Source organism: Cellulomonas composti (genome assembly GCF_007990245.1).
Classification (GTDB): Bacteria; Actinomycetota; Actinomycetes; order Actinomycetales; family Cellulomonadaceae; genus Cellulomonas; species Cellulomonas composti.
Window position 1 is genome coordinate 346,770 of the sequence record NZ_BJWG01000002.1, and the last position, 18,156, is coordinate 364,925.

Consider the following 18,156-nt stretch of genomic DNA (forward strand, 5'->3'; position numbering starts at 1 on the left):
CCGCGCAGCGACTGCCCCCCCCCACCTGCGGAGGGGGTCGCATCGGCGACCGGCTGTTCGCGATCGGTCCGCATGGACTCGCCCTGGCGGAGGCGATCGTCGCCTCGGAGACTGCCGGACCGCCGGTGCGGCGTGACCCCGCGTGTCCACAGGTGGCCGCCCAGGCGGGCCGGGCCGTCAGTGGGCTGCGGCAGACTCGGCGCATGACGACGGACCTTGCGGCGACGACGGCGACCGAGACGGCGACCGAGACGGCGACCGAAGCGGCGACGGCGGCGGCGACGGAAGCGGCGGGCGAGGCGGCGGAGGTGGTGCCGGCGCCGCGGGCGGCCGGGCGGTGCTTCGGCGACGGCGACCCGCTGTACGAGCGGTACCACGACGACGAGTGGGGCGCGCCCGTGCACGGGGAGGCCGAGCTGTTCGAGCGGATCGCGCTGGAGGGCTTCCAGTCGGGACTGTCCTGGATCACGGTGCTGCGCAAGCGCGAGGCGTTCCGGGCCGCGTTCGCGGGGTTCGACGCCGTCACGGTCGCCGGGTTCGACGAGCACGACGTCGAGCGGCTGCTGGGCGACGCGGGCATCGTGCGGAACCGGATGAAGATCGAGGCCACGATCGCGAACGCCCGCGCGCTCGTCGCGCTGCACGCGGCGGGTCGCACGCTCGACGAGGTGGTCTGGTCGCACGCCCCCGGCGACGCGGGCCGCGAGCGCCCGGCGACCTGGGCCGACGTGCCGGCGACCACGGCCGAGTCCCGCGCGCTGGCCAAGGAGCTGAAGTCGCTCGGCTTCCGCTTCGTCGGGCCGACCACCGCGTACGCGGCGATGCAGGCGTGCGGGCTCGTCGACGACCACCTCGCCACGTGCCCGGCGGTCGCCGGACGGCCGTAGGCGCTCCCGCCCACGCGGGCGGGGGCCGGCGGTCGCACCGGCGGGTCGCGCACGACGCGCCGGACGGGGACCGGCGAACCGGGCGGATGCTCCCATGGGGTGATCTCGCGCGCGGGCTCTCGGCGTGAGGCCCGGTCGCGGATTACAGTTCCGCCCATGACCGAACTGCCCCACGACGGCGCGCTCGACGGAGAGCTCGATGCCGTCCGCGGCGCGCAGGCGGCACTGGGCGGTTCGACGCCACCGGACACCTTCGTCCTGCAGGCGGTCGAGGCTGGTCTGCTCTCGGTGCCCGCCGGTGCTGCGGCCAGCTGGATCGACGTGCCGCACCAGCGCCCTCGTCAGCGCGCCTGACCCCGTCCGAGCCGCGGACGGCTGAGGCGCGACGTCGTTCGTCTCGCAACGTGGGCAGCCTTGCTCAGCATGTGGGCCGCGGTCTAGCATCGCGGCAACCATCCAGAGCGGCCGAGAGACCTGGCTCGACGACGCCGCAGCAACCCCCCTCGAACGTGCAGGGTGTGGGTGCTTCCGCCAGGCTCGATGGAGTAAACGATGTCCCGTCCCCCGGGGGCGCACGCCGCACCGGCATCGGTCGATCGTCCGACCGTGTCGTTCGAGCTGTTCCCGCCCCGCAACCCGGACGCCGCCCCGCGTACCTGGGAGACCGTGCGCGCCATCGAGCAGGTGCACCCGGACTTCGTCTCCGTCACCTACGGCGCGGCGGGCAAGACCCGCGAGACCTCGCGCGTCTTCGTCTCGCGCCTCCTGCAGGAGACCAACCTCGACCCGATCGCGCACCTGACGTGCGTCGGCACCTCGCGGGCGGACACGATCGAGATCGTCGAGGAGTTCCTCGACGAAGGCGTGCGCTCGTTCCTGGCGCTGCGCGGCGACCCGCCGCTCGACCAGCCCGACTGGCGTCCGCACCCCGAGGGCCTCCACACCGCGGGAGACCTCGTCGGGTTGCTCCGCGAGATCGAGACGCGTCGCTGCGCCGGCAGTGCGAGCCAGGCCGTGCGGGCCCGGGTGCGCCCGCTGTCCATCGCCGTCGCCGCGTTCCCGCGCGGCAACGCCGGCACGGGCGGCACGCGGGCACAGGACGTGGCGTCCCTGCTCGCCAAGCAGGAGGCCGGTGCCGACTTCGCGATCACGCAGGTCGTGTTCGACGCCGAGTCCTACCTCGAGCTGGTCGCGGAGGCGCGCGACGCGGGTGTGGTCATCCCGATCATCCCGGGCATCATCCCCAGCACCGACCCCGGTCGGCTGCTGCGCGTCCAGGAGCTCACCGGCGTCCTGGTGCCGACGACCCTGCTCGAGGAGCTCGGCAGCGCGTCGGACGACCTGGACCGCCACCGCCGCGGCGTCCGCGCGGGCATCGACCTCATCAAGGGCGTGCTCGACGGCGGCGCGCCCGGCGTGCACGTGTACACCTACAACCAGCACCACGCCGCGCTCGACCTGCTGGACGGTGCGGGGCTTCGGGGTAGCGGCGCACGCTCGTCGGCCCCGGCGGCCGTCCTGGCGTGAGGCTCACGACCGCACCGGGCTGACCCGCCCGCGCAGAACCCGGGCCGCCGCGCCCGCCACGTACGATCCGCACGACCCATCGAGTCCGAAGGCTGGCCATGACCGACACCACCCCGCAGTTCCCGACCGGCTCCGTGCTGGGCTACCCGCGCATCGGGCCCCGCCGCGAGCTCAAGAAGGCCGTCGAGGCGTTCTGGGCCGGCCGCTCGAGCGCCGACGAGGTCGAGGCGACCGCGGCCGAGCTGCGCCGCCGCACTCGCACTCGCCTGGCCGAGCTCGGTCTGCGCACCGACGTCGCCGCGATCCCGAGCGCGTTCTCGTTCTACGACCACGTGCTCGACGCGACGGCTGTCGTCGGCGCCGTCCCCGCACGGTTCGCGGACCTCGTCGACGAGCGCGGCGAGCTCGACCTGGCCGGCTACTCGACCGTGGCCCGCGGCCGCGGTGACGACCTGCCGCTCGAGATGACCAAGTGGTTCGACACGAACTACCACTACCTCGTGCCCGAGATCGGCCCGGAGACCGAGTTCCGGTACGCGAGCGACCGCCCGGTGCGCGAGTTCGTCGAGGGCCTCGCCGACGGCGTGACCACGCGGCCCGTGCTCGTCGGACCCGTGACGTACCTGGCGCTCGCGAAGCCCACCGCGGACGCCCCGGCGGACTTCAGCCCGATCGACCGCCTGCCCGACCTGCTGCCCGTGTACGCGGACCTGCTGCGTGACCTCGCGGCCGCGGGGGCGCCGTGGGTCCAGCTCGACGAGCCGGCGCTGGTCTCCGACTCGATCGAGGTCCCGACCGAGCGCCTGCTCGCCGCGGTCGTCGAGGCGTACCGCGCGCTGGCCGGCGAGCTCGAGCGCCCGCAGCGCCCGGCGATCCTCGTCGCCGCGCCCTACGGCGACCTCGGCGCCGGCCTGCCCGTGCTCGCCGCGACCGCCGTCGAGGCCATCGGCATCGACCTGGTCAAGGGCGCCGCCCCCACCGAGGCCGTCCCCGGTCTGGAGACCAAGACCCTCGTGGCGGGCGTGATCGACGGCCACAACATCTGGCGCGCGGACCTCGACGCGAAGCTCGCGATCCTCGAGCAGCTCGAGAACCTCGGCGCGGCCGCGGTCGCGGTCGGCACGTCCACGTCGCTGTTCCACGTCCCGCACGACACGGCCGACGAGCCGAACCTCGACCCGACGCTGCGCTCGTGGCTCGCGTTCGCGGACCAGAAGGTGGGCGAGGTCGTCACGCTCGCGGAGGGCATCGTCGAGGGTCGCGAGGCGATCCACGAGGCGCTGCTCGAGGCGTCCGACGCGGTCGCGTCGCGGCGTGGCGCCGCCGGTGTCGTGCGCCCGGAGGTCCGCGAGCGCGCGGCCGGGCTCACCGAGGACGCGTTCGGCCGCGGCGACTTCGAGCAGCGCAAGGCCGCGCAGACCACGCGCCTGAACCTTCCTCCGCTGCCGACGACGACGATCGGCTCGTTCCCGCAGACGCCCGAGATCCGCAAGGCTCGCGCAGCGCACGCCAAGGGCGAGCTGACCGACGCGCAGTACGAGGACGAGATGAAGGCGGAGATCCGCCGCGTCGTCGAGCTGCAGGAGCGCATCGGCCTGGACGTGCTGGTGCACGGCGAGCCCGAGCGCAACGACATGGTGCAGTACTTCGCGGAGAACCTCGACGGGTTCGCGGTCACGGAGAACGGCTGGGTGCAGTCGTACGGCTCGCGCTGCACGCGCCCGTCGATCCTGTGGGGCGACGTATCCCGGCCCGCCCCGATCACGGTCGGCTGGACCACGTACACGCAGTCGCTGTCGAACAAGCCCGTCAAGGGCATGCTCACCGGTCCCGTGACGATCCTCGCGTGGAGCTTCGTGCGCGACGACCAGCCGCTCGGCGACACCGCCAACCAGGTGGCCCTCGCGCTGCGCGACGAGATCGTCGACCTCGAGGCCGCGGGCATCGCGATCATCCAGGTCGACGAGCCCGCGCTGCGCGAGCTGCTCCCGCTGCGGGCGCAGGACCACGCCGCGTACCTCGACTGGTCGGTGCGCTCGTTCCGGCTCGCGACCTCGGGCGTGCGTCCCGACACGCAGATCCACACGCACCTGTGCTACTCGGAGTTCGGCCAGATCATGGGTGCGATCGACGGCCTCGACGCCGACGTGACGTCCATCGAGGCGGCGCGTTCGAAGATGGAGATCGTCGAGGACATCGCCGCGGCGGGCTACCCGCGCGCCGTCGGCCCCGGCGTGTACGACATCCACTCGCCGCGCGTCCCGTCGGTCGACGAGATGACCGAGCTGCTCACGGGTGCGGTCAAGGCCATCGCGGTCGACCAGCTCTGGGTCAACCCGGACTGCGGCCTCAAGACCCGCCGCTACGAGGAGACCACCGCCAGCCTGGAGCACATGCTCACGGCCACCCAGGCGGTCCGCGCCACCCTCTAGCCCCCACCCCGACCCCGCTCCCGCAGCACCAACGCGTGGATGCAGACATCGATGCAGGATCGGGCGGGTGCACCCCGCCAGAACTGCACCCACCTCTGCATCCACACGTTGGTGGAGGACGCGAGAACTCGGCGCCGGGGCGGGGCGCCCGCGCGGGGCGCCGGGGCGGAAAGCCCCGACACTGGCCCCCGCTCCCATAGCACCAACCCGTGGATGCAGACATCGATGCAGCATCGGGCGGGTGCACCCCGCCAGAACTGCACCCATGTCTGCATCCACGCGTTCGCTTAGGGGGCGGGGCGGGGGCGGGCGCGGGGCGGGGGCGAGGTGGCGTGCGGGTGGGCGCGGGGCGCGGGGCGGGGTGGGGCGGGGGGTTGCCGGTAGCGTCGGGGTGGTGAGCCACTTTGACGTCCCGTTGGACGAGCTGCGCACCCGGACGAGCGCCAAGTGGCGCCAGTACCCCGACGACGTGCTGCCGTTGTGGGTCGCCGAGATGGATGTCGAGGTCTGCGAGCCGGTCGTGCGGGCCGTCGCCGAGGCCGTCCGCCGCGGCGACACCGGCTACCCGTACGGGCCGCGCTACCAGGAGGCGTTCGCCGCCTTCGCGGAGCGCCGCTGGGGCTGGGCGGCCGATCCGGCCGGCATGCGCCTCGTGCCGGACATCATGCAGGGCGTCGTCGAGGCCGTCGCACTGCTCACGGACCCGGGCGACGTCGTCGTCGTGAGCCCGCCGGTGTACCCGCCGTTCTGGGCGTACGTCACGCACGCGGCCCGTCGGGTGCTGGAGGCGCCGCTCGACGAGGCCGGTCGTCTGGACCCCGCCGCGCTCGACGACGCGTTCGCACGGGCCCGGGCCGGCGGCGGCCGGGCCGTCTACCTGCTGTGCCACCCGCACAACCCGACCGGCACGCTGCACACGCCCGACGAGCTGCGCGCGCTGCGCGACGTCGCCGACCGTCACGGCGTGCGCGTCGTGTCCGACGAGGTGCACGCGCCACTCACGCTCGACGGCACGTTCGTCTCCGCGACGACCGTCATCCCCGACGCCATCGCCCTGCACTCCGCGTCGAAGGCGTTCCACCTCGCCGGGCTCAAGGCCGCCGTCGCCGTGCCGGGTCCGGCGGCCGTCGGCGACCTCGAGCGGCTGCCCGCCCTCGTCGCGAGCGAGGTCGGGCACGTACCGGTGCTCGCGCACGCCGCCGCACTGCGCGAGGGTGACGCGTGGCTCGACGAGCTCCTGGAGGACCTGCGAGCCAACCGCGCGCTGCTCGGCGAACTGCTGCGTGAGTGGGTGCCCGCCGCACGCTGGGTACCCGGCGCGGCGACGTACTTCGCGTGGCTCGACCTGCGCGGAGCCTTCCCGTCCGACGACGATCCCGCGCGGGCGCTGCTGCGCACCGGGCGGGTCGCGGTGAACCCGGGTCCGACGTTCGGCGCACCGGGCCGCGGGCACGTGCGGCTCAACCTCGCGGCGTCCCAGGAGGTGCTGGCCGACGCGGTCGACCGGATCGCGGCGAGCGTCCCGGCGAGCTGACCCGCGGGTCGAACGGCACGGCCGGCCGTCTCAGGGTCGAGGTCGGTCGGGCGAGTCGGGGCGGGCCAGCCGGAGGGGCGGGTCAGCCGGGGTGGGTCAGCCGGGGTCGCGGACCTGCCCGACCAGAGCGTCGACGATCCGCACGTCGGCGTCGAGCCACGGCACGTCGCGCCAGCGGGCGCGGGGCAGCCAGCGCAGCTCGTCGTGCTCGACGAGCGGTTCGGGGGTGCCGGAGTCGATCTCCGCCCACCACAGCCGCATCACGTACTGCTCCGAGAGTCGCCACGCGCCGTCGTCGGGCCCGACGACCTCGTCGCCGAGGAGGACCCGCACGCCGAGCTCCTCGCGCAGCTCACGGTGCAGCGCCTCGACGGGCGACTCGTCACCGTCGACCTTGCCGCCCGGGAACTCCCAACGACCCGCGAGCGATGCCGGGACCGCGCGGCGCGCCGCCAGCAGCTCGAAGGGGTCGTCGAGATCGTCGACGATCGCGGCGGCCACCACCAGCACGGGCTCCATGGCCGCGAGTCTGCCAAACGTCGCGTCCGCGGGGGGCGAGTGTGACGCGATCGACGCCGTCCGCGCGGGAGCGCCGGGCACGACAACGGCCCGCCACGGGGAGCGGGCCGTTCTCGTGCAGGTCCGTGCGCGCACCTCGCTGCGCGCGGGCCACGATGCGGCCGGCGGCGTCTGGACCCCGTCGCCGGCCGGTAGATCAGCTGATGCCGTGTGCCTGCGCCCAGGCGACGGCCTCCGCGCGCGTCGAGACGCCGATCTTGCGGTAGACGCTCCGCACCTGGGACTTGACGGTGTTGCGGGTGACGAAGAGTCGGGTTGCGATCTCCTCGAGCGTGACGTCCTCGCCCAGCTCGGCGAGAACGACACGTTCGCGCCGGGTCAGGGCCTCGGTGATGCCGGTGCCGCTGGTCTCCAGCATGCTCATGGTGTCCTCCGGGTTGTGCTCACCCCCCGACGAGCGGGGGTTCCGCGAGAAGCGGTCGCAGGGTGAGAGCGGGCGGAGTCTGGACTATGACGCCGTTTTCGTGCCCGATTTCTCCCTCGCCGCGCCCCACGGCTGGGGGCGTTGCCTTGATGCCTACGATGAGCGAACGCAAGGGACCTAGATACACCTGAGTCCATGTGCGCCGTAGGGAATCACCCGATCAGGTCAATGCCCGCCACCCGTTGGTGGCGAGGGTCACCCGGCTGCGTGCGCCTCGTACTCCTCGGCCGTGAGCAGCGGCCCCGTGGAGGTGACGTCGACCTTGATCAGCCATCCGGCCCCGAAGGGGTCGGAGTTGACGATCGACGGGTCGTCGACCGCGGCGGAGTTCACCTCGGTCACGGTGCCGCTCACAGGTGAGAACAGCTCCGAGACCGACTTGGTGGACTCGATCTCCCCGATGACCGAGCCGGCGGCGACGTCGTCGCCGACAGCGGGCAGCTCGAGGTACACGATGTCGCCGAGCGCATCAGCGGCAACTGCCGTGATGCCGACGGTGGCGGGGGAGCCGTCCGAGAGCCACTCGTGCTCGAGTGTGTAGTGCAGGTCGGCGGGCAGGCTCATGCGTTGCTCCAGGTGTCGGCTGTCGGGCTGGGATGACGACGTCGGCGATAACGGGTTTACCGCGTACGGCGGTAGAAGGGAAGAGCGATGACCCTGACGGGTTCCTGGCGGCCCCGCACGTCGACGGCCAGATCGGTGCCGACGGCACTGACCTCGGGCGTCACGTAGGCCATCGCGATCGGGTGGCCGAGCGTCGGGGAGGGCGCACCGGAGGTCACGGTCCCGACGACGGCGCCGGTCGGCGTCACTACGTCGTACCCGTGCCGGGCGGCACGCCGGGACAGGCCTTCGAGCCCGACGAGCGTGCGCGCGGGCACCGCATGCGCCCGCGCCTCGAGCGGCGCACGTCCGACGAACGGCAGCGGGGAACCCTCGTCGTCCACCTTGTCGAGGCGCACCACACGGCCCAGGCCGGCGTCGTGCGGCGTCGTCGTGCGGTCGAGCTCGTTGCCGTACAGCGGCATCCCGGCCTCGAGTCGCAGCGAGTCGCGCGCGGACAGTCCCGCCGGGACGAGCCCGTGCGGCGCGCCCGCCGCCAGCAGCGTGCGCCACAGCCCGGGCGCCGCAGCGGAGTCGACGAACAGCTCGAACCCGTCCTCGCCCGTGTAGCCCGTGCGCGCGACCAGCGCCTCGACCCCGTCCACCTGGGCCGGCACGGCTGCGTAGTACCGCAGCGCGCGCACCGCCTCGACGCGGTCCGGTTCGACGAGGCCGAGCAGGATCGACTCCGCCGTCGGGCCCTGCACCGCGATCAGCGCGGTCTGCTCGGACCGGTCCGTGAGCGTCGCGCCGTCGGCCGGCTCGAGCCGCTCGGTCAGCGCCGCGCGCACGACCTCGACGTTCGACGCGTTCGCGACCACGACGAACCGCTCCGGCTCCAACCGGTACACGACGAGGTCGTCGAGCACGCCGCCGTCGGGTGCGCAGATCATCGTGTAGCGCGCGCGGCCCGGCTCGAGCGCCGTGAGGTTCCCGACGAGGGCGCGGTCGAGGCCGCGCGCGGCGCCGGGACCGCTCACCTCGAGCTCGCCCATGTGGGACAGGTCGAACAGCCCGGCGGCGGTGCGCACGGCGGTGTGCTCCGCGACGTCCGAGCCGTAGCGCAGCGGCATCTGCCAGCCCGCGAAGTCGGTCAGGACCGCGCCGAGCGCGACGTGCTCGTCGTGCAGGGGCGAGTGCCGGCTCTCGTTCATCGCAGCTCCAGTCGTCGAATCGGTGGCGGGGTGATCGGTCACTCGGCGAACGCCTCGACGGGCGGGCACGAGCAGACCAGGTTGCGGTCGCCGTGTGCGCCGTCGATGCGCCGCACGGGCGGCCAGTACTTGGCACGGCGCAGGCCGGCGACGGGGAAGGCCGCGCGCTCCCGGCCGTACGGGTGGGACCACTCGTCGGCGCTCACCGCCGCCGCCGTGTGGGGTGCCTGGCGCAGCGGCGAGTCCTCGAGCGGCCACGTGCCGGCTGCGACCTCGTCGATCTCTGCCCGGATCGCGACCATCGCGTCGACGAACCGGTCGAGCTCGGCCAGGTCCTCGCTCTCGGTCGGCTCGACCATGAGCGTGCCGGGCACCGGGAACGCGAGCGTCGGCGCGTGGAACCCGTAGTCCTGGAGCCGCTTGGCGACGTCCTCGGCAGTCACCCCGGTCGCCTTGGTGAGCTCGCGCAGGTCGAGGATGCACTCGTGCGCGACGAGCCCGCCCGGGCCGGTGTAGAGGACGGGGAAGTGCTCGCGCAGGCGCGTGGCCAGGTAGTTCGCGGCAAGCACGGCGGTCTCGGTCGCCCGGCGCAGGCCGTCGGGCCCCATCAGCGCGACATAGGCCCAGCTGATCGGCAGGATGCCCGCCGAGCCCCACCGCGCCGCGGAGACGGGCGGCACGTGCGTGGCCGGGTCGCCCTCGGTCGTCGGCCTCGTCGGGCTCGTCGTCGGGTCGCCCGGCAGGTACGGCGCGAGGTGCGCGGCCACCGCGACCGGACCGACGCCCGGGCCGCCGCCGCCGTGCGGGATGCAGAACGTCTTGTGCAGGTTGAGGTGGCTGACGTCGCCGCCCAGCTCGCCCGGCCGGGCCAGCCCGACGAGCGCATTGAGGTTGGCGCCGTCGATGTACACCTGCCCGCCTGCCTCATGTACGAGGTCGCAGACCTCGCGCACATGCGCCTCGTAGACGCCGTGCGTCGAGGGGTAGGTGATCATGATCGCCGCGACCTGCGGGCCGTGCTGGGCCAGCTTGGCGCGCAGGTCGTCGAGCTCGATCTCGCCGTCCGGGGCGGTCGCGACGACCACGACGCGCAGCCCCGCGAGCGCCGCCGATGCCGCGTTGGTGCCGTGCGCCGAGGCGGGGATCAGGCAGACGTCGCGCTGCGCCTCGCCACGGCCGTGGTGGTACGCCTTGATCGCGAGCAGGCCGGCGAACTCGCCCTGGCTGCCGCCGTTGGGCTGCACCGACACCGCCGCGTAGCCCGTGATCTCGGCGAGCCAGTCCTGCAGCTGCGTGACGAGCTCGTCGTAGCCGGCCGTCTGGTCCGCCGGCGCGTAAGGGTGGATGTCGGCGAACTGCGGCCAGGAGATCGGCTCCATCTCGGCCGTCGCGTTGAGCTTCATCGTGCACGAGCCCAGCGGGATCATCGTGCGGTCCAGCGCGAGGTCCAGGTCGGAGAGCCGGCGCAGGTAGCGCAGCATCGCCGTCTCCGAGCGGTGCACCTGGAACACCGGGTGCGTCAGGTACGGGTCGGTGCGCAGCGCCCACTCCGGCAGCGGCGCGTCGCCGGCGCCCTGCGAGTACGTGAAGTGACCGCCCTTCGCCTGGATCCGGCCCCGGGGCGAGACGTACTCCGCGGTCTCGTCGTCGACCGGCAGCGCCGTGACCCCCGCGGAGATGAACGCGAACATCACGTTCGCGACGTCCTCGGGGGACGTGGTCTCGTCGAGGCTGACCTGGACGTGGTCGTCGTCGACCGCGAGCAGGTTCAGTCCGTAGCCCACCGCGCGTTCGACGACGTCGTGCGCGCGCCCGGGCACGACCGCGCGCACCGTGTCGAAGACGACCTCGTGCTCGACCGGCACGCCGAGCTCGGTGAGCAGCTCCGCGAGCTCGTTCGCGTGCCGGTGCACGCGGTCCGCGATCGCGCGCAGGCCGTCGGGACCGTGGTAGACCGCGTACATCGACGCGACGATCGCGAGCAGCGCCTGCGCGGTGCAGATGTTGCTCGTGGCCTTCTCGCGACGGATGTGCTGCTCGCGGGTCTGCAGCGCGAGCCGGTAGGCGGGCGCCCCGTCCGCGTCGACGGATACCCCGACGAGCCGGCCCGGCAGCATCCGCTCGAGCCCCGAGCGCACCGCCATGAACGCGGCGTGCGGCCCGCCGCCGAACAGCGGCACCCCGAACCGCTGCGCCGAGCCCACGGCGACGTCCGCGCCGAGCGTGCCGGGCGAGGTCAGCAGCGTGAGGGCCAGCAGGTCGGCCGCGAACGTCACGAGCCCGCCGCGCGCCTTCGCCGCCGCCACGACCGGGCCCAGGTCACGCACCTCGCCGCTCGCGGCCACCTGCTGCACGACGACGCCGATCAGGTCTCCCTCGACGTCCGGCAGGCCGTCGGACAGGTCGGCCACCACGACGTGCAGCCCGATCGCCTGCGCGCGGCCCACCGTGACGGCGAGCGACTGCCGGAACAGCTGGTCGTCCAGCACGACGACGCCGTCCTTGCCCCGATGTGCGCGCCACATCAACGCGACGGCCTCGGCCACCGCGGTGGCCTCGTCGAGCAGGCTCGCGTTCGCGATCGCGAGGCCCGTCAGGTCCTCGACCATCGTCTGGAAGTTGAGCAGCGCCTCGAGCCGGCCCTGGCTGATCTCCGGCTGGTACGGCGTGTACGCGGTGTACCAGGCGGGCGACTCGAGCACGTTGCGCCGGATCACCGGCGGCGTGATCGTGCCGTAGTACCCCTGGCCGATCATCGGGCGCAGCACCTGGTTCTTGCCCGCGATGAGCCGCAGCGCCGCCTGCACCTCGTGCTCGCTGCGCTCGGCCGGCAGGTCCAGCGGACGCTGCGAGCGGATGCTCGCCGGGACCGCCGCGTCGATCAGGTCGTCGAGCCGGTCGTAGCCCACCGCCGCGAGCATGCGTGCCGTCTCGTCGCCGCGCGGGCCGATGTGCCGGTCCGCGAAGTCGTACGCGGCAGGCGCCGAGCCGATCGGCAGGGGGGTCTGGCGGGACGAGGTCGACACAGGCTGCTCCGGGCGGGTCGTCCGGCGGGGGCCGGAACGGTCAGGGGGCTCCCCGCTCTGTCTTCAGTCGCTCGCGCGACGACCTGAGAGTTTGGCCGGTCCGCCTGTCGGGGCGCGCCGGCTTGCACCGTCGGTGGGCGCCCTCGTCGGGCGCCGCTTTCCAGAGTTGCCTCGCCGCGGCGGTACAGGGGCCTGAGAGATTCCCGGGGAGGGTTGCTCCTTCGGCGCCCGCGGGTGCGGGACTCTCCCGTCGCGGTTCGAGCAGCGTGTGAAGTTCTGCGTCCAGGGTACCCGCCCGGCCCGGGCGTCAGCAGGTGACGTCCACGCTGAAGTAGTAGTCCGAGAGCGTGCCGCTCTGGTCGGTCATCTGGACGTACACGTACTGGCCGCTCACGTACCCGCTCACGGTGTACGCGTAGTAGTACGACGACACCACCGGCACGCAGCCGGTCAGGTCGCGGTCCGCGACGAGGGTGTAGTACCCGGTCGAGGAGTGGCCGTACGCCTTGAGCCGGCCCGTGCCGCTGTAGAGCGCGCCGGTGTCGCTGAACGTCCCGGCGATCGCGGCGACGTAGTACCCGACGACGTCGATCGACAGATCGGTACGCGCGTTGCGGTTGCGCACCTTGAGCGCATAGGCGCTGGAGGGGTTGACGGAGACGGTCGCGCTCGCGACCACGCGTTGCCCGGGCACGTAGGACGTGATCATGCTCGAGGGCGCGGTCGTCCCGTTCGCCCACGCCTGGAGGTTGCCCTTCGCGGTGCCGTGGGAGGCCGAGAAGCTCGCCTCGATCGCGCGTGCACCGACGGGGATGCCGCAGCCGCCGCTCTTGCCACCCTGCGGCGAGAAACCGAACGTCCCGCCCACGTAGTAGGTGCGGGTCTCGCCGGACTTGAGCGGCGTGCCGTTGGTCCCGGTACCCGTCTCGGTGTCGACGATGCGGCACGGCGCGATCGCGACGAAGTCGAGGTTCGGTGCGGTCGGGGCCGACTCCTGGGCGACGACCGCGGACGGCACCCCCGGCGGTGGTGGTGGCGTCGACGCGCCGGGCACGGCGGCGGGCAGTGCGATGGCGAGCGCGGCTCCGGCGGCCGCGGCGGTGACGAGCTGGACCCACTGACGCATCACGGACCTCCGGGACCTGATGAATCGGACAAGGCGAGTGTGGCCCTGCCGTGGTGCGCGGCGCGACGTCTATCGCCCGGGCGCCCGGGTGGTCTTCTCACGACGAGACCGCGCGCCGGTGCGGGACCGCCGTGGTCAATCTGGCCGCGTGACGAGTCCGGTGCGTGCGGTGGTGGTCGTGGTCTCCAACCGCCGTGGACAGCCTGCGGGCCGCCTTCGGCGCCCGCTCAGCAGGTCACCACGACCTGCACATAGCTGATCGTGGGCTCACTGGAGCTGTCGGTGACAGCGACGTAGACGTCGTTGAGGAACGTGCACGCCGTCGCGGTGTTCGAGTCGGAGAACGTCGTGGCAGTCGGGACGCACCCGGTCAGGTCCCGGTCGGCCGTGACCGTGTACCTGCCGGTCTGGACGCGTGTCGTCGCCACCACCCCGGCCCCACCGGCGTAGATCGTCCCGTTGGCAGCGAGGGTCACCGCGATGGACGGCACGTAGTAGCCGACGACGTCGACGGCGAGCTGGGTCGTCCCGCCGTGGTTGGCGATCGTGAGCGAGAACGCGGTTCCCGGGGCCACGGTAAGCGTCGCGTTCTCGACACTGCGCAGGCCCGCGGCGTAGGAGAGCACCATCGCCGCCGGCTCGGACGAGTCGGAGGCCCACGCCCGGAGGTACCCCTTGCCCGAGGTGCGCGACGCATTGACGCTCGCCTCGATCGCGTGCACTCCCGTCGGGATGCCGCAGCCGCCGTCCGTCCCACCCTGCCTGCCGAATCCGCGCGCCCCGCTCACGTAGTACGACTGCGTGGTGCCGTCGACGAGCGGTCCGGCCCACCTCCCGCTGCCCTGGGTGGTGTCGAGGATGCGGCAAGGCTTGATCGTCACGTAGTCGAGGTGCGGGACCAGCGTCTTCATGGGCACGGCGACGCCGCTCGGCGGGCTCGGCGGTGTGACCGGGTCGCCCTGCGCGCCCAGGACCGCGGGTGCGGCGAGCGCCAGCGCACCGCCGGCGACGACGGCGGTGACGAGCTCGATCCAGCGACGCATCCCGACCTCGCGACCTCTCGATCTTGCGAACGGCCCACCTACCCCTACGGCCCAACGTCTGTCGTCCGGCGCCGCCCCGCAAGGGACCTAGGGCTCAGCGCTTCACCACCGGGTTGACGTCGTGGTCCGTGGGAGTGCGGTGTCCTCCACGACCGTCATGGCGCTGAGGCAGACCGCGCCGCCGCGGGCCCGCCCCTGCCTCTGGGCCGGCGAGACGGCACGACGGATGCGTCGGGCCGCGGTTAGCCTGGCCGGGTGAGCCAGGCGCGCGCGGTGGTGGTGGTCGTCTCCGACCGCAGCGCGTCGGGCGCGCGTGAGGACCGGTCCGGGCCCGCGGCGGTCGAGCTGCTCCGCGCGGCCGGGCTGGCGGTCGCAGCACCCGTGGTCGTGCCGGACGGTGCGGACTCGGTCGAGAGCGCGCTGCGCGCCGCGGTGGCCGACGGTGCGGCGCTGGTCGTGACGTCCGGCGGCACCGGGGTCGGGCCGCGCGACGAGACGCCGGAGGGCACGCGCGGACTGCTCGCCAAGGAGCTGCCCGGCATCGGCGAGCTGCTGCGGCGTTCGTCGGACGTCCCCACCGCGGTGCTGAGCCGCGGGCTCGCCGGCGTCACGACGCAGGGCGTCCTCGTCGTGAACCTGCCCGGCTCTCCCGGTGGCGTGCGAGACGGGCTCGCCGTCCTCCTGCCCCTGCTGCCGCATCTGCTGAGCCAGGTCGCCGGCGGTGACCACACATGATCGCCACCGTGACGGACCAGCCGCTGGACCTCCTGTTTCACGTGGAACAGGTCGGAAGCGCGCAAGCGGGTGCCGTCGCGACGTTCGTCGGGCTGGTGCGCGACCACGACCCGGCGGTCGCCGGCGAGGTCGTCGGGCTCGAGTACTCCGCCCATCCGGACGCGGCCGCGACGATCGAGCGCATCGCAGCCGAGGTGGCCGCGGACCCGGCCGTGCTGGGCCTGGCCGTGAGTCACCGCATCGGCCGGCTCGCTGTCGGCGAGGCGGCGATCGTCGCGGCCGTCGCGGCCGCCCACCGCGCGGCGGCGTTCGAGTCGTGCCGCCTGCTCGTCGAGCAGGTCAAGGCGGAGCTGCCGGTCTGGAAGCGCGAGCTGCTCGCGGACGGCACGCATCACTGGGTCGGGCTGTGACCCCGCGCGGCGGTCTGGTCGACCGCTTCGGGCGCGCGCACCACGACCTGCGCATCTCGCTGACCGACCGCTGCTCGCTGCGCTGCACCTACTGCATGCCGGCCGAGGGCGTCCCGTGGCTCGCGCGCTCGACCATGCTGAGCACCGAGGAGATCGTGCGTGTCGCCCGCGTCGGAGTCGACCTGGGCATCCGCGAGATCCGACTCACGGGCGGCGAACCGCTCCTGCGCGTCGACGTGGTCGACGTGGTGCGGCGGCTCACCGCGCTCACGACGCCCGAGGGCGAACCCGTCGAGGTGTCGCTCACGACCAACGCGCTGCGGATGCCCGCGCTCGCCGCACCGCTGCGCGACGCCGGCCTGACACGGGTCAACATCAGCCTCGACACCCTCGACCGGGCCAAGTTCCTCCAGCTGACCCGCCGCGACAAGCTCGTCGAGACGCTCGCGGGCATCGCCGCCGCCGACGCCGCCGGCCTGCACCCGGTCAAGATCAACGCGGTCGCGATGCGCGGTGTGAACGACGACGAGATCGTCGCCCTGACCCGGTTCGCCGTCGACCGCGGCTACCAGATGCGGTTCATCGAGCAGATGCCGCTCGATGGCGGGCACACCTGGGACCGCAAGGTCATGGTCACGCAGGCGGAGATGCTCGAGCAGCTGACCTCGGCGTTCACGCTCACCGAGGTGCCCGGACGCGGCGCCGCCCCCGCCGAGCTCTGGTACGTCGACGGCGGCCCGCACACCGTCGGCGTCATCGCCTCGGTCACCGCGCCGTTCTGCGGCGCGTGCGACCGGCTGCGGCTCACCGCCGACGGTCAGCTCCGTGCGTGCCTGTTCTCGCAGGCCGAGGTGGACACGCGCGAGGTCCTGCGGTCCGACGAGCCCGCGGACGTGGTCGACGAGGGCATCGCCGCCGCGTACCGGCGGTGCCTGGCCGGCAAGAAGGCCGGCCACGACATCGACGACCCGACCTTCCTCCAGCCGAACCGCCCGATGAGCGCCATCGGCGGCTGACCCACGCTGCGCCGTGAGCCCGGCTGCGCCGGTGACGGCTGGGTCAGCCGCCGGCGAACGGCGGCAGGACGTCCAGGGTCGCGCCCGACGGGACGACGTCGCCGGGTTCGAGACGGCTGCCGTCGGCGAGGAGCGCGCAGCGGGCCAGGACGCGCTCCAGCCCGTCGCCGTGACGTGCGCCGAGCAGTGCCCGGATGTCGTCGATCTCGCCGGAAGGCACCTGTTCGGTGTCGAGACCCGCGGCCTCGGCCGCGGCGGCGAAGTAGCGGACGGTGATCATGCGGGGCCGTCGGCCGGGGCGTCGTCGCCCGCGGCGGTCCAGGTCACGGCGGCGCGCTCCACGCGGTCGAGCAGCGCGACGACCTCGTCGGCGGGCAGGTCCGCGGCCGCGAGGCCGGCCACGAACATCGTCACGGGTACGGCGGGGCGGGCCACACCGTGCGCGACCTCGCTCGACAGGTCGAGCAACCTGTCCAGGTCCACCCGCGAGCGCTTGACGCCCAGCAGCGCGGTGATGTGGTCGACCCACTGCGGCAGGTCGGCGCCGGGGGCCCGGCGCGGGTCGTCGGTCATGGCGTGCTCCCACGGTCGTCACGTCCGGCCTCCGGGGCCGGCTGGTCCGATCGTGCCACGCCGGGCCCCGCGCCCGCGTCCGCGCGCAGTTCGGTGTCGAGGCGGTGCACGTCCGGCCAGGTGTCCGCGTCGGCGGCCACGTCGCCGGGATCCGCGACGTCGACCAGGCGCAGTCCGACGACGAGCGCGCGCACCGGCACGTCGCGCACCGAGGCGAGCCGGCCGAGCGCCGCCGCGAGCGCGCCCCGACGGTAGGCGGCGACGAGGTGCTGCGGGTGGCCCGCGGCGTCCACGAGCCGCGCACCGTCCACGCCCGGCCGCCCGGCGGCCTCGACCAGCGCCTCGACCACGGCTCCCGCACGCGGCACGTCGCACGCCAGGACCACGACGACCCCCACGTCGTCGCGGGATGCGTCCGGCGAGCCGTCCGTGCCGGCGTCGGCCGTCAGGAACGCGAGCCCCGCGTCGATCCCCGCGACGGGCCCACCGCCGGGCGGGTCCTCGAGCGTCGTCGGCACGCCGGGCCGCGCGAGCGTCGCGGGTCCGACGAGCACGCGCCGCTCGGCCCCGGCCACGGCGCCGAGCGCATGGTCGACCAGCGCCCGCCCCGCGACCTCGACCTCCGGCTTCACGACCCCGCCGAGCCGCCGCCCGGCCCCGCCGGCCAGCACGACCGCATCGAACGACCCCACCACACCTCCCACCGCCACCCTCAGCCCCCGATCACCGCACCCATCGAAGCAACTCCCGCCAGCCCCACCGGCCCCCACCTGCATCCAACACCGCACCCACCACCACGCCCCCGGACCAGCTCCGCACTCGCCGCGAACCGCCCCCAGCCCGGCCAAACCACCCCCCGCGGCCAAACCACCCCCCGCGGCCCAACCAAGCCGTGCGGGCCGCCGACCCGTGCGGGCCGCCCACCCCCTGCGACGAGGAGATCCGGCGCCGGGGTCGTGGATGCAGGTATCAATGCAGATCCCGGCGGGCCGACCACCGCCGACCTGCATCCATCCCTGCACCCATGACCACGCCACCCCGACCAGCCCCGCCCCCTTCGCGAGCCGCCACCCGGTGCGGCCAAACC

18 protein-coding genes and 2 riboswitches are annotated in these 18,156 nt (G+C 73.8%); of the genes, 8 read left to right on the top strand and 10 right to left on the bottom strand.

What is annotated here, in order from left to right:
• The first annotated feature begins 203 nt into the window (after positions 1–203).
• From CCO02nite_RS04145 to CCO02nite_RS04165, 5 genes are all read left to right on the top strand, one after another.
• On the top strand, positions 204–887 hold the full coding sequence (locus tag CCO02nite_RS04145; RefSeq protein WP_146841763.1) for a DNA-3-methyladenine glycosylase I: 684 nt from the start codon (positions 204–206) through the stop codon (positions 885–887).
• A gap of 156 nt (positions 888–1,043) precedes the next feature.
• On the top strand, positions 1,044–1,241 hold the full coding sequence (locus tag CCO02nite_RS04150) for a hypothetical protein (protein ID WP_146841764.1): 198 nt from the start codon (positions 1,044–1,046) through the stop codon (positions 1,239–1,241).
• Positions 1,242–1,336: 95 nt separating this feature from the next.
• Positions 1,337–1,434, top strand: a riboswitch (SAM riboswitch).
• Positions 1,435–1,493: 59 nt separating this feature from the next.
• Complete coding sequence (locus CCO02nite_RS04155) at positions 1,494–2,414, top strand: methylenetetrahydrofolate reductase (protein WP_246117331.1); 921 nt, start codon at positions 1,494–1,496, stop codon at positions 2,412–2,414.
• 98 nt (positions 2,415–2,512) lie between these two features.
• Positions 2,513–4,846 (top strand): 5-methyltetrahydropteroyltriglutamate--homocysteine S-methyltransferase, encoded by a 2,334-nt coding sequence (metE, locus tag CCO02nite_RS04160; RefSeq protein ID WP_146841766.1) that lies wholly within the window; start codon positions 2,513–2,515, stop codon positions 4,844–4,846.
• A gap of 394 nt (positions 4,847–5,240) precedes the next feature.
• Positions 5,241–6,380: a MalY/PatB family protein gene (locus CCO02nite_RS04165; protein WP_246117332.1), complete on the top strand. Its 1,140-nt coding sequence runs from the start codon at positions 5,241–5,243 to the stop codon at positions 6,378–6,380.
• Positions 6,381–6,476: 96 nt separating this feature from the next.
• Here the strand turns inward: CCO02nite_RS04165 and CCO02nite_RS04170 are convergent, their stop codons facing one another.
• The 7 genes from CCO02nite_RS04170 to CCO02nite_RS04200 all read right to left on the bottom strand — a co-directional run bounded on the left by CCO02nite_RS04170 (position 6,477) and on the right by CCO02nite_RS04200 (position 14,335).
• Positions 6,477–6,899 (bottom strand): (deoxy)nucleoside triphosphate pyrophosphohydrolase, encoded by a 423-nt coding sequence (locus CCO02nite_RS04170; RefSeq protein WP_146841767.1) that lies wholly within the window; start codon positions 6,897–6,899, stop codon positions 6,477–6,479.
• 196 nt (positions 6,900–7,095) lie between these two features.
• Complete coding sequence (locus CCO02nite_RS04175; protein ID WP_146841768.1) at positions 7,096–7,323, bottom strand: helix-turn-helix domain-containing protein; 228 nt, start codon at positions 7,321–7,323, stop codon at positions 7,096–7,098.
• 255 nt (positions 7,324–7,578) lie between these two features.
• Positions 7,579–7,947: a glycine cleavage system protein GcvH gene (gene gcvH, locus CCO02nite_RS04180; RefSeq protein ID WP_146841769.1), complete on the bottom strand. Its 369-nt coding sequence runs from the start codon at positions 7,945–7,947 to the stop codon at positions 7,579–7,581.
• A 56-nt stretch (positions 7,948–8,003) separates the two neighbouring features.
• Positions 8,004–9,140 (bottom strand): glycine cleavage system aminomethyltransferase GcvT, encoded by a 1,137-nt coding sequence (gene gcvT / locus CCO02nite_RS04185; RefSeq protein WP_146841770.1) that lies wholly within the window; start codon positions 9,138–9,140, stop codon positions 8,004–8,006.
• 38 nt (positions 9,141–9,178) lie between these two features.
• On the bottom strand, positions 9,179–12,166 hold the full coding sequence (gcvP, locus tag CCO02nite_RS04190) for an aminomethyl-transferring glycine dehydrogenase (protein ID WP_222593133.1): 2,988 nt from the start codon (positions 12,164–12,166) through the stop codon (positions 9,179–9,181).
• A gap of 170 nt (positions 12,167–12,336) precedes the next feature.
• Positions 12,337–12,426, bottom strand: a riboswitch (glycine riboswitch).
• 47 nt (positions 12,427–12,473) lie between these two features.
• Positions 12,474–13,292 (bottom strand): hypothetical protein, encoded by an 819-nt coding sequence (locus CCO02nite_RS04195; RefSeq protein WP_146841771.1) that lies wholly within the window; start codon positions 13,290–13,292, stop codon positions 12,474–12,476.
• A 227-nt stretch (positions 13,293–13,519) separates the two neighbouring features.
• A complete protein-coding gene (locus CCO02nite_RS04200) occupies positions 13,520–14,335 on the bottom strand; it encodes a hypothetical protein (RefSeq protein ID WP_146841772.1) in 816 nt (271 codons plus the stop codon).
• Positions 14,336–14,590: 255 nt separating this feature from the next.
• Here CCO02nite_RS04200 and CCO02nite_RS04205 point away from each other — a divergent pair, with 255 nt between their 5' ends.
• Genes CCO02nite_RS04205 through moaA form a run of 3 tightly spaced genes read left to right on the top strand, consistent with a single transcriptional unit; the run spans position 14,591 to position 16,496 of the window.
• Entirely contained in the window at positions 14,591–15,070 is a 480-nt protein-coding gene (locus CCO02nite_RS04205) for a MogA/MoaB family molybdenum cofactor biosynthesis protein (protein WP_146841773.1), read from the top strand.
• Entirely contained in the window at positions 15,067–15,480 is a 414-nt protein-coding gene (locus tag CCO02nite_RS04210) for a molybdenum cofactor biosynthesis protein MoaE (RefSeq protein ID WP_146841774.1), read from the top strand. Before CCO02nite_RS04205 ends, CCO02nite_RS04210 begins: the two co-directional genes overlap by 4 nt.
• A complete protein-coding gene (moaA, locus tag CCO02nite_RS04215; RefSeq protein WP_246117333.1) occupies positions 15,477–16,496 on the top strand; it encodes a GTP 3',8-cyclase MoaA in 1,020 nt (339 codons plus the stop codon). Before CCO02nite_RS04210 ends, moaA begins: the two co-directional genes overlap by 4 nt.
• A 43-nt stretch (positions 16,497–16,539) precedes the next feature.
• Here the strand turns inward: moaA and CCO02nite_RS04220 are convergent, their stop codons facing one another.
• From CCO02nite_RS04220 to mobA, 3 genes are read right to left on the bottom strand one after another with little or no spacing between them, the layout of a single operon-like run.
• Positions 16,540–16,776, bottom strand: coding sequence for a MoaD/ThiS family protein (locus CCO02nite_RS04220; RefSeq protein ID WP_146841775.1), 237 nt, complete (start codon positions 16,774–16,776; stop codon positions 16,540–16,542).
• On the bottom strand, positions 16,773–17,069 hold the full coding sequence (locus tag CCO02nite_RS04225) for a DUF6457 domain-containing protein (protein ID WP_146841776.1): 297 nt from the start codon (positions 17,067–17,069) through the stop codon (positions 16,773–16,775). The genes CCO02nite_RS04220 and CCO02nite_RS04225 overlap by 4 nt, the downstream gene beginning before the upstream one ends.
• Positions 17,066–17,761 (bottom strand): molybdenum cofactor guanylyltransferase, encoded by a 696-nt coding sequence (gene mobA, locus CCO02nite_RS04230; RefSeq protein WP_246117334.1) that lies wholly within the window; start codon positions 17,759–17,761, stop codon positions 17,066–17,068. The genes CCO02nite_RS04225 and mobA overlap by 4 nt, the downstream gene beginning before the upstream one ends.
• Positions 17,762–18,156: the final 395 nt, after the last annotated feature.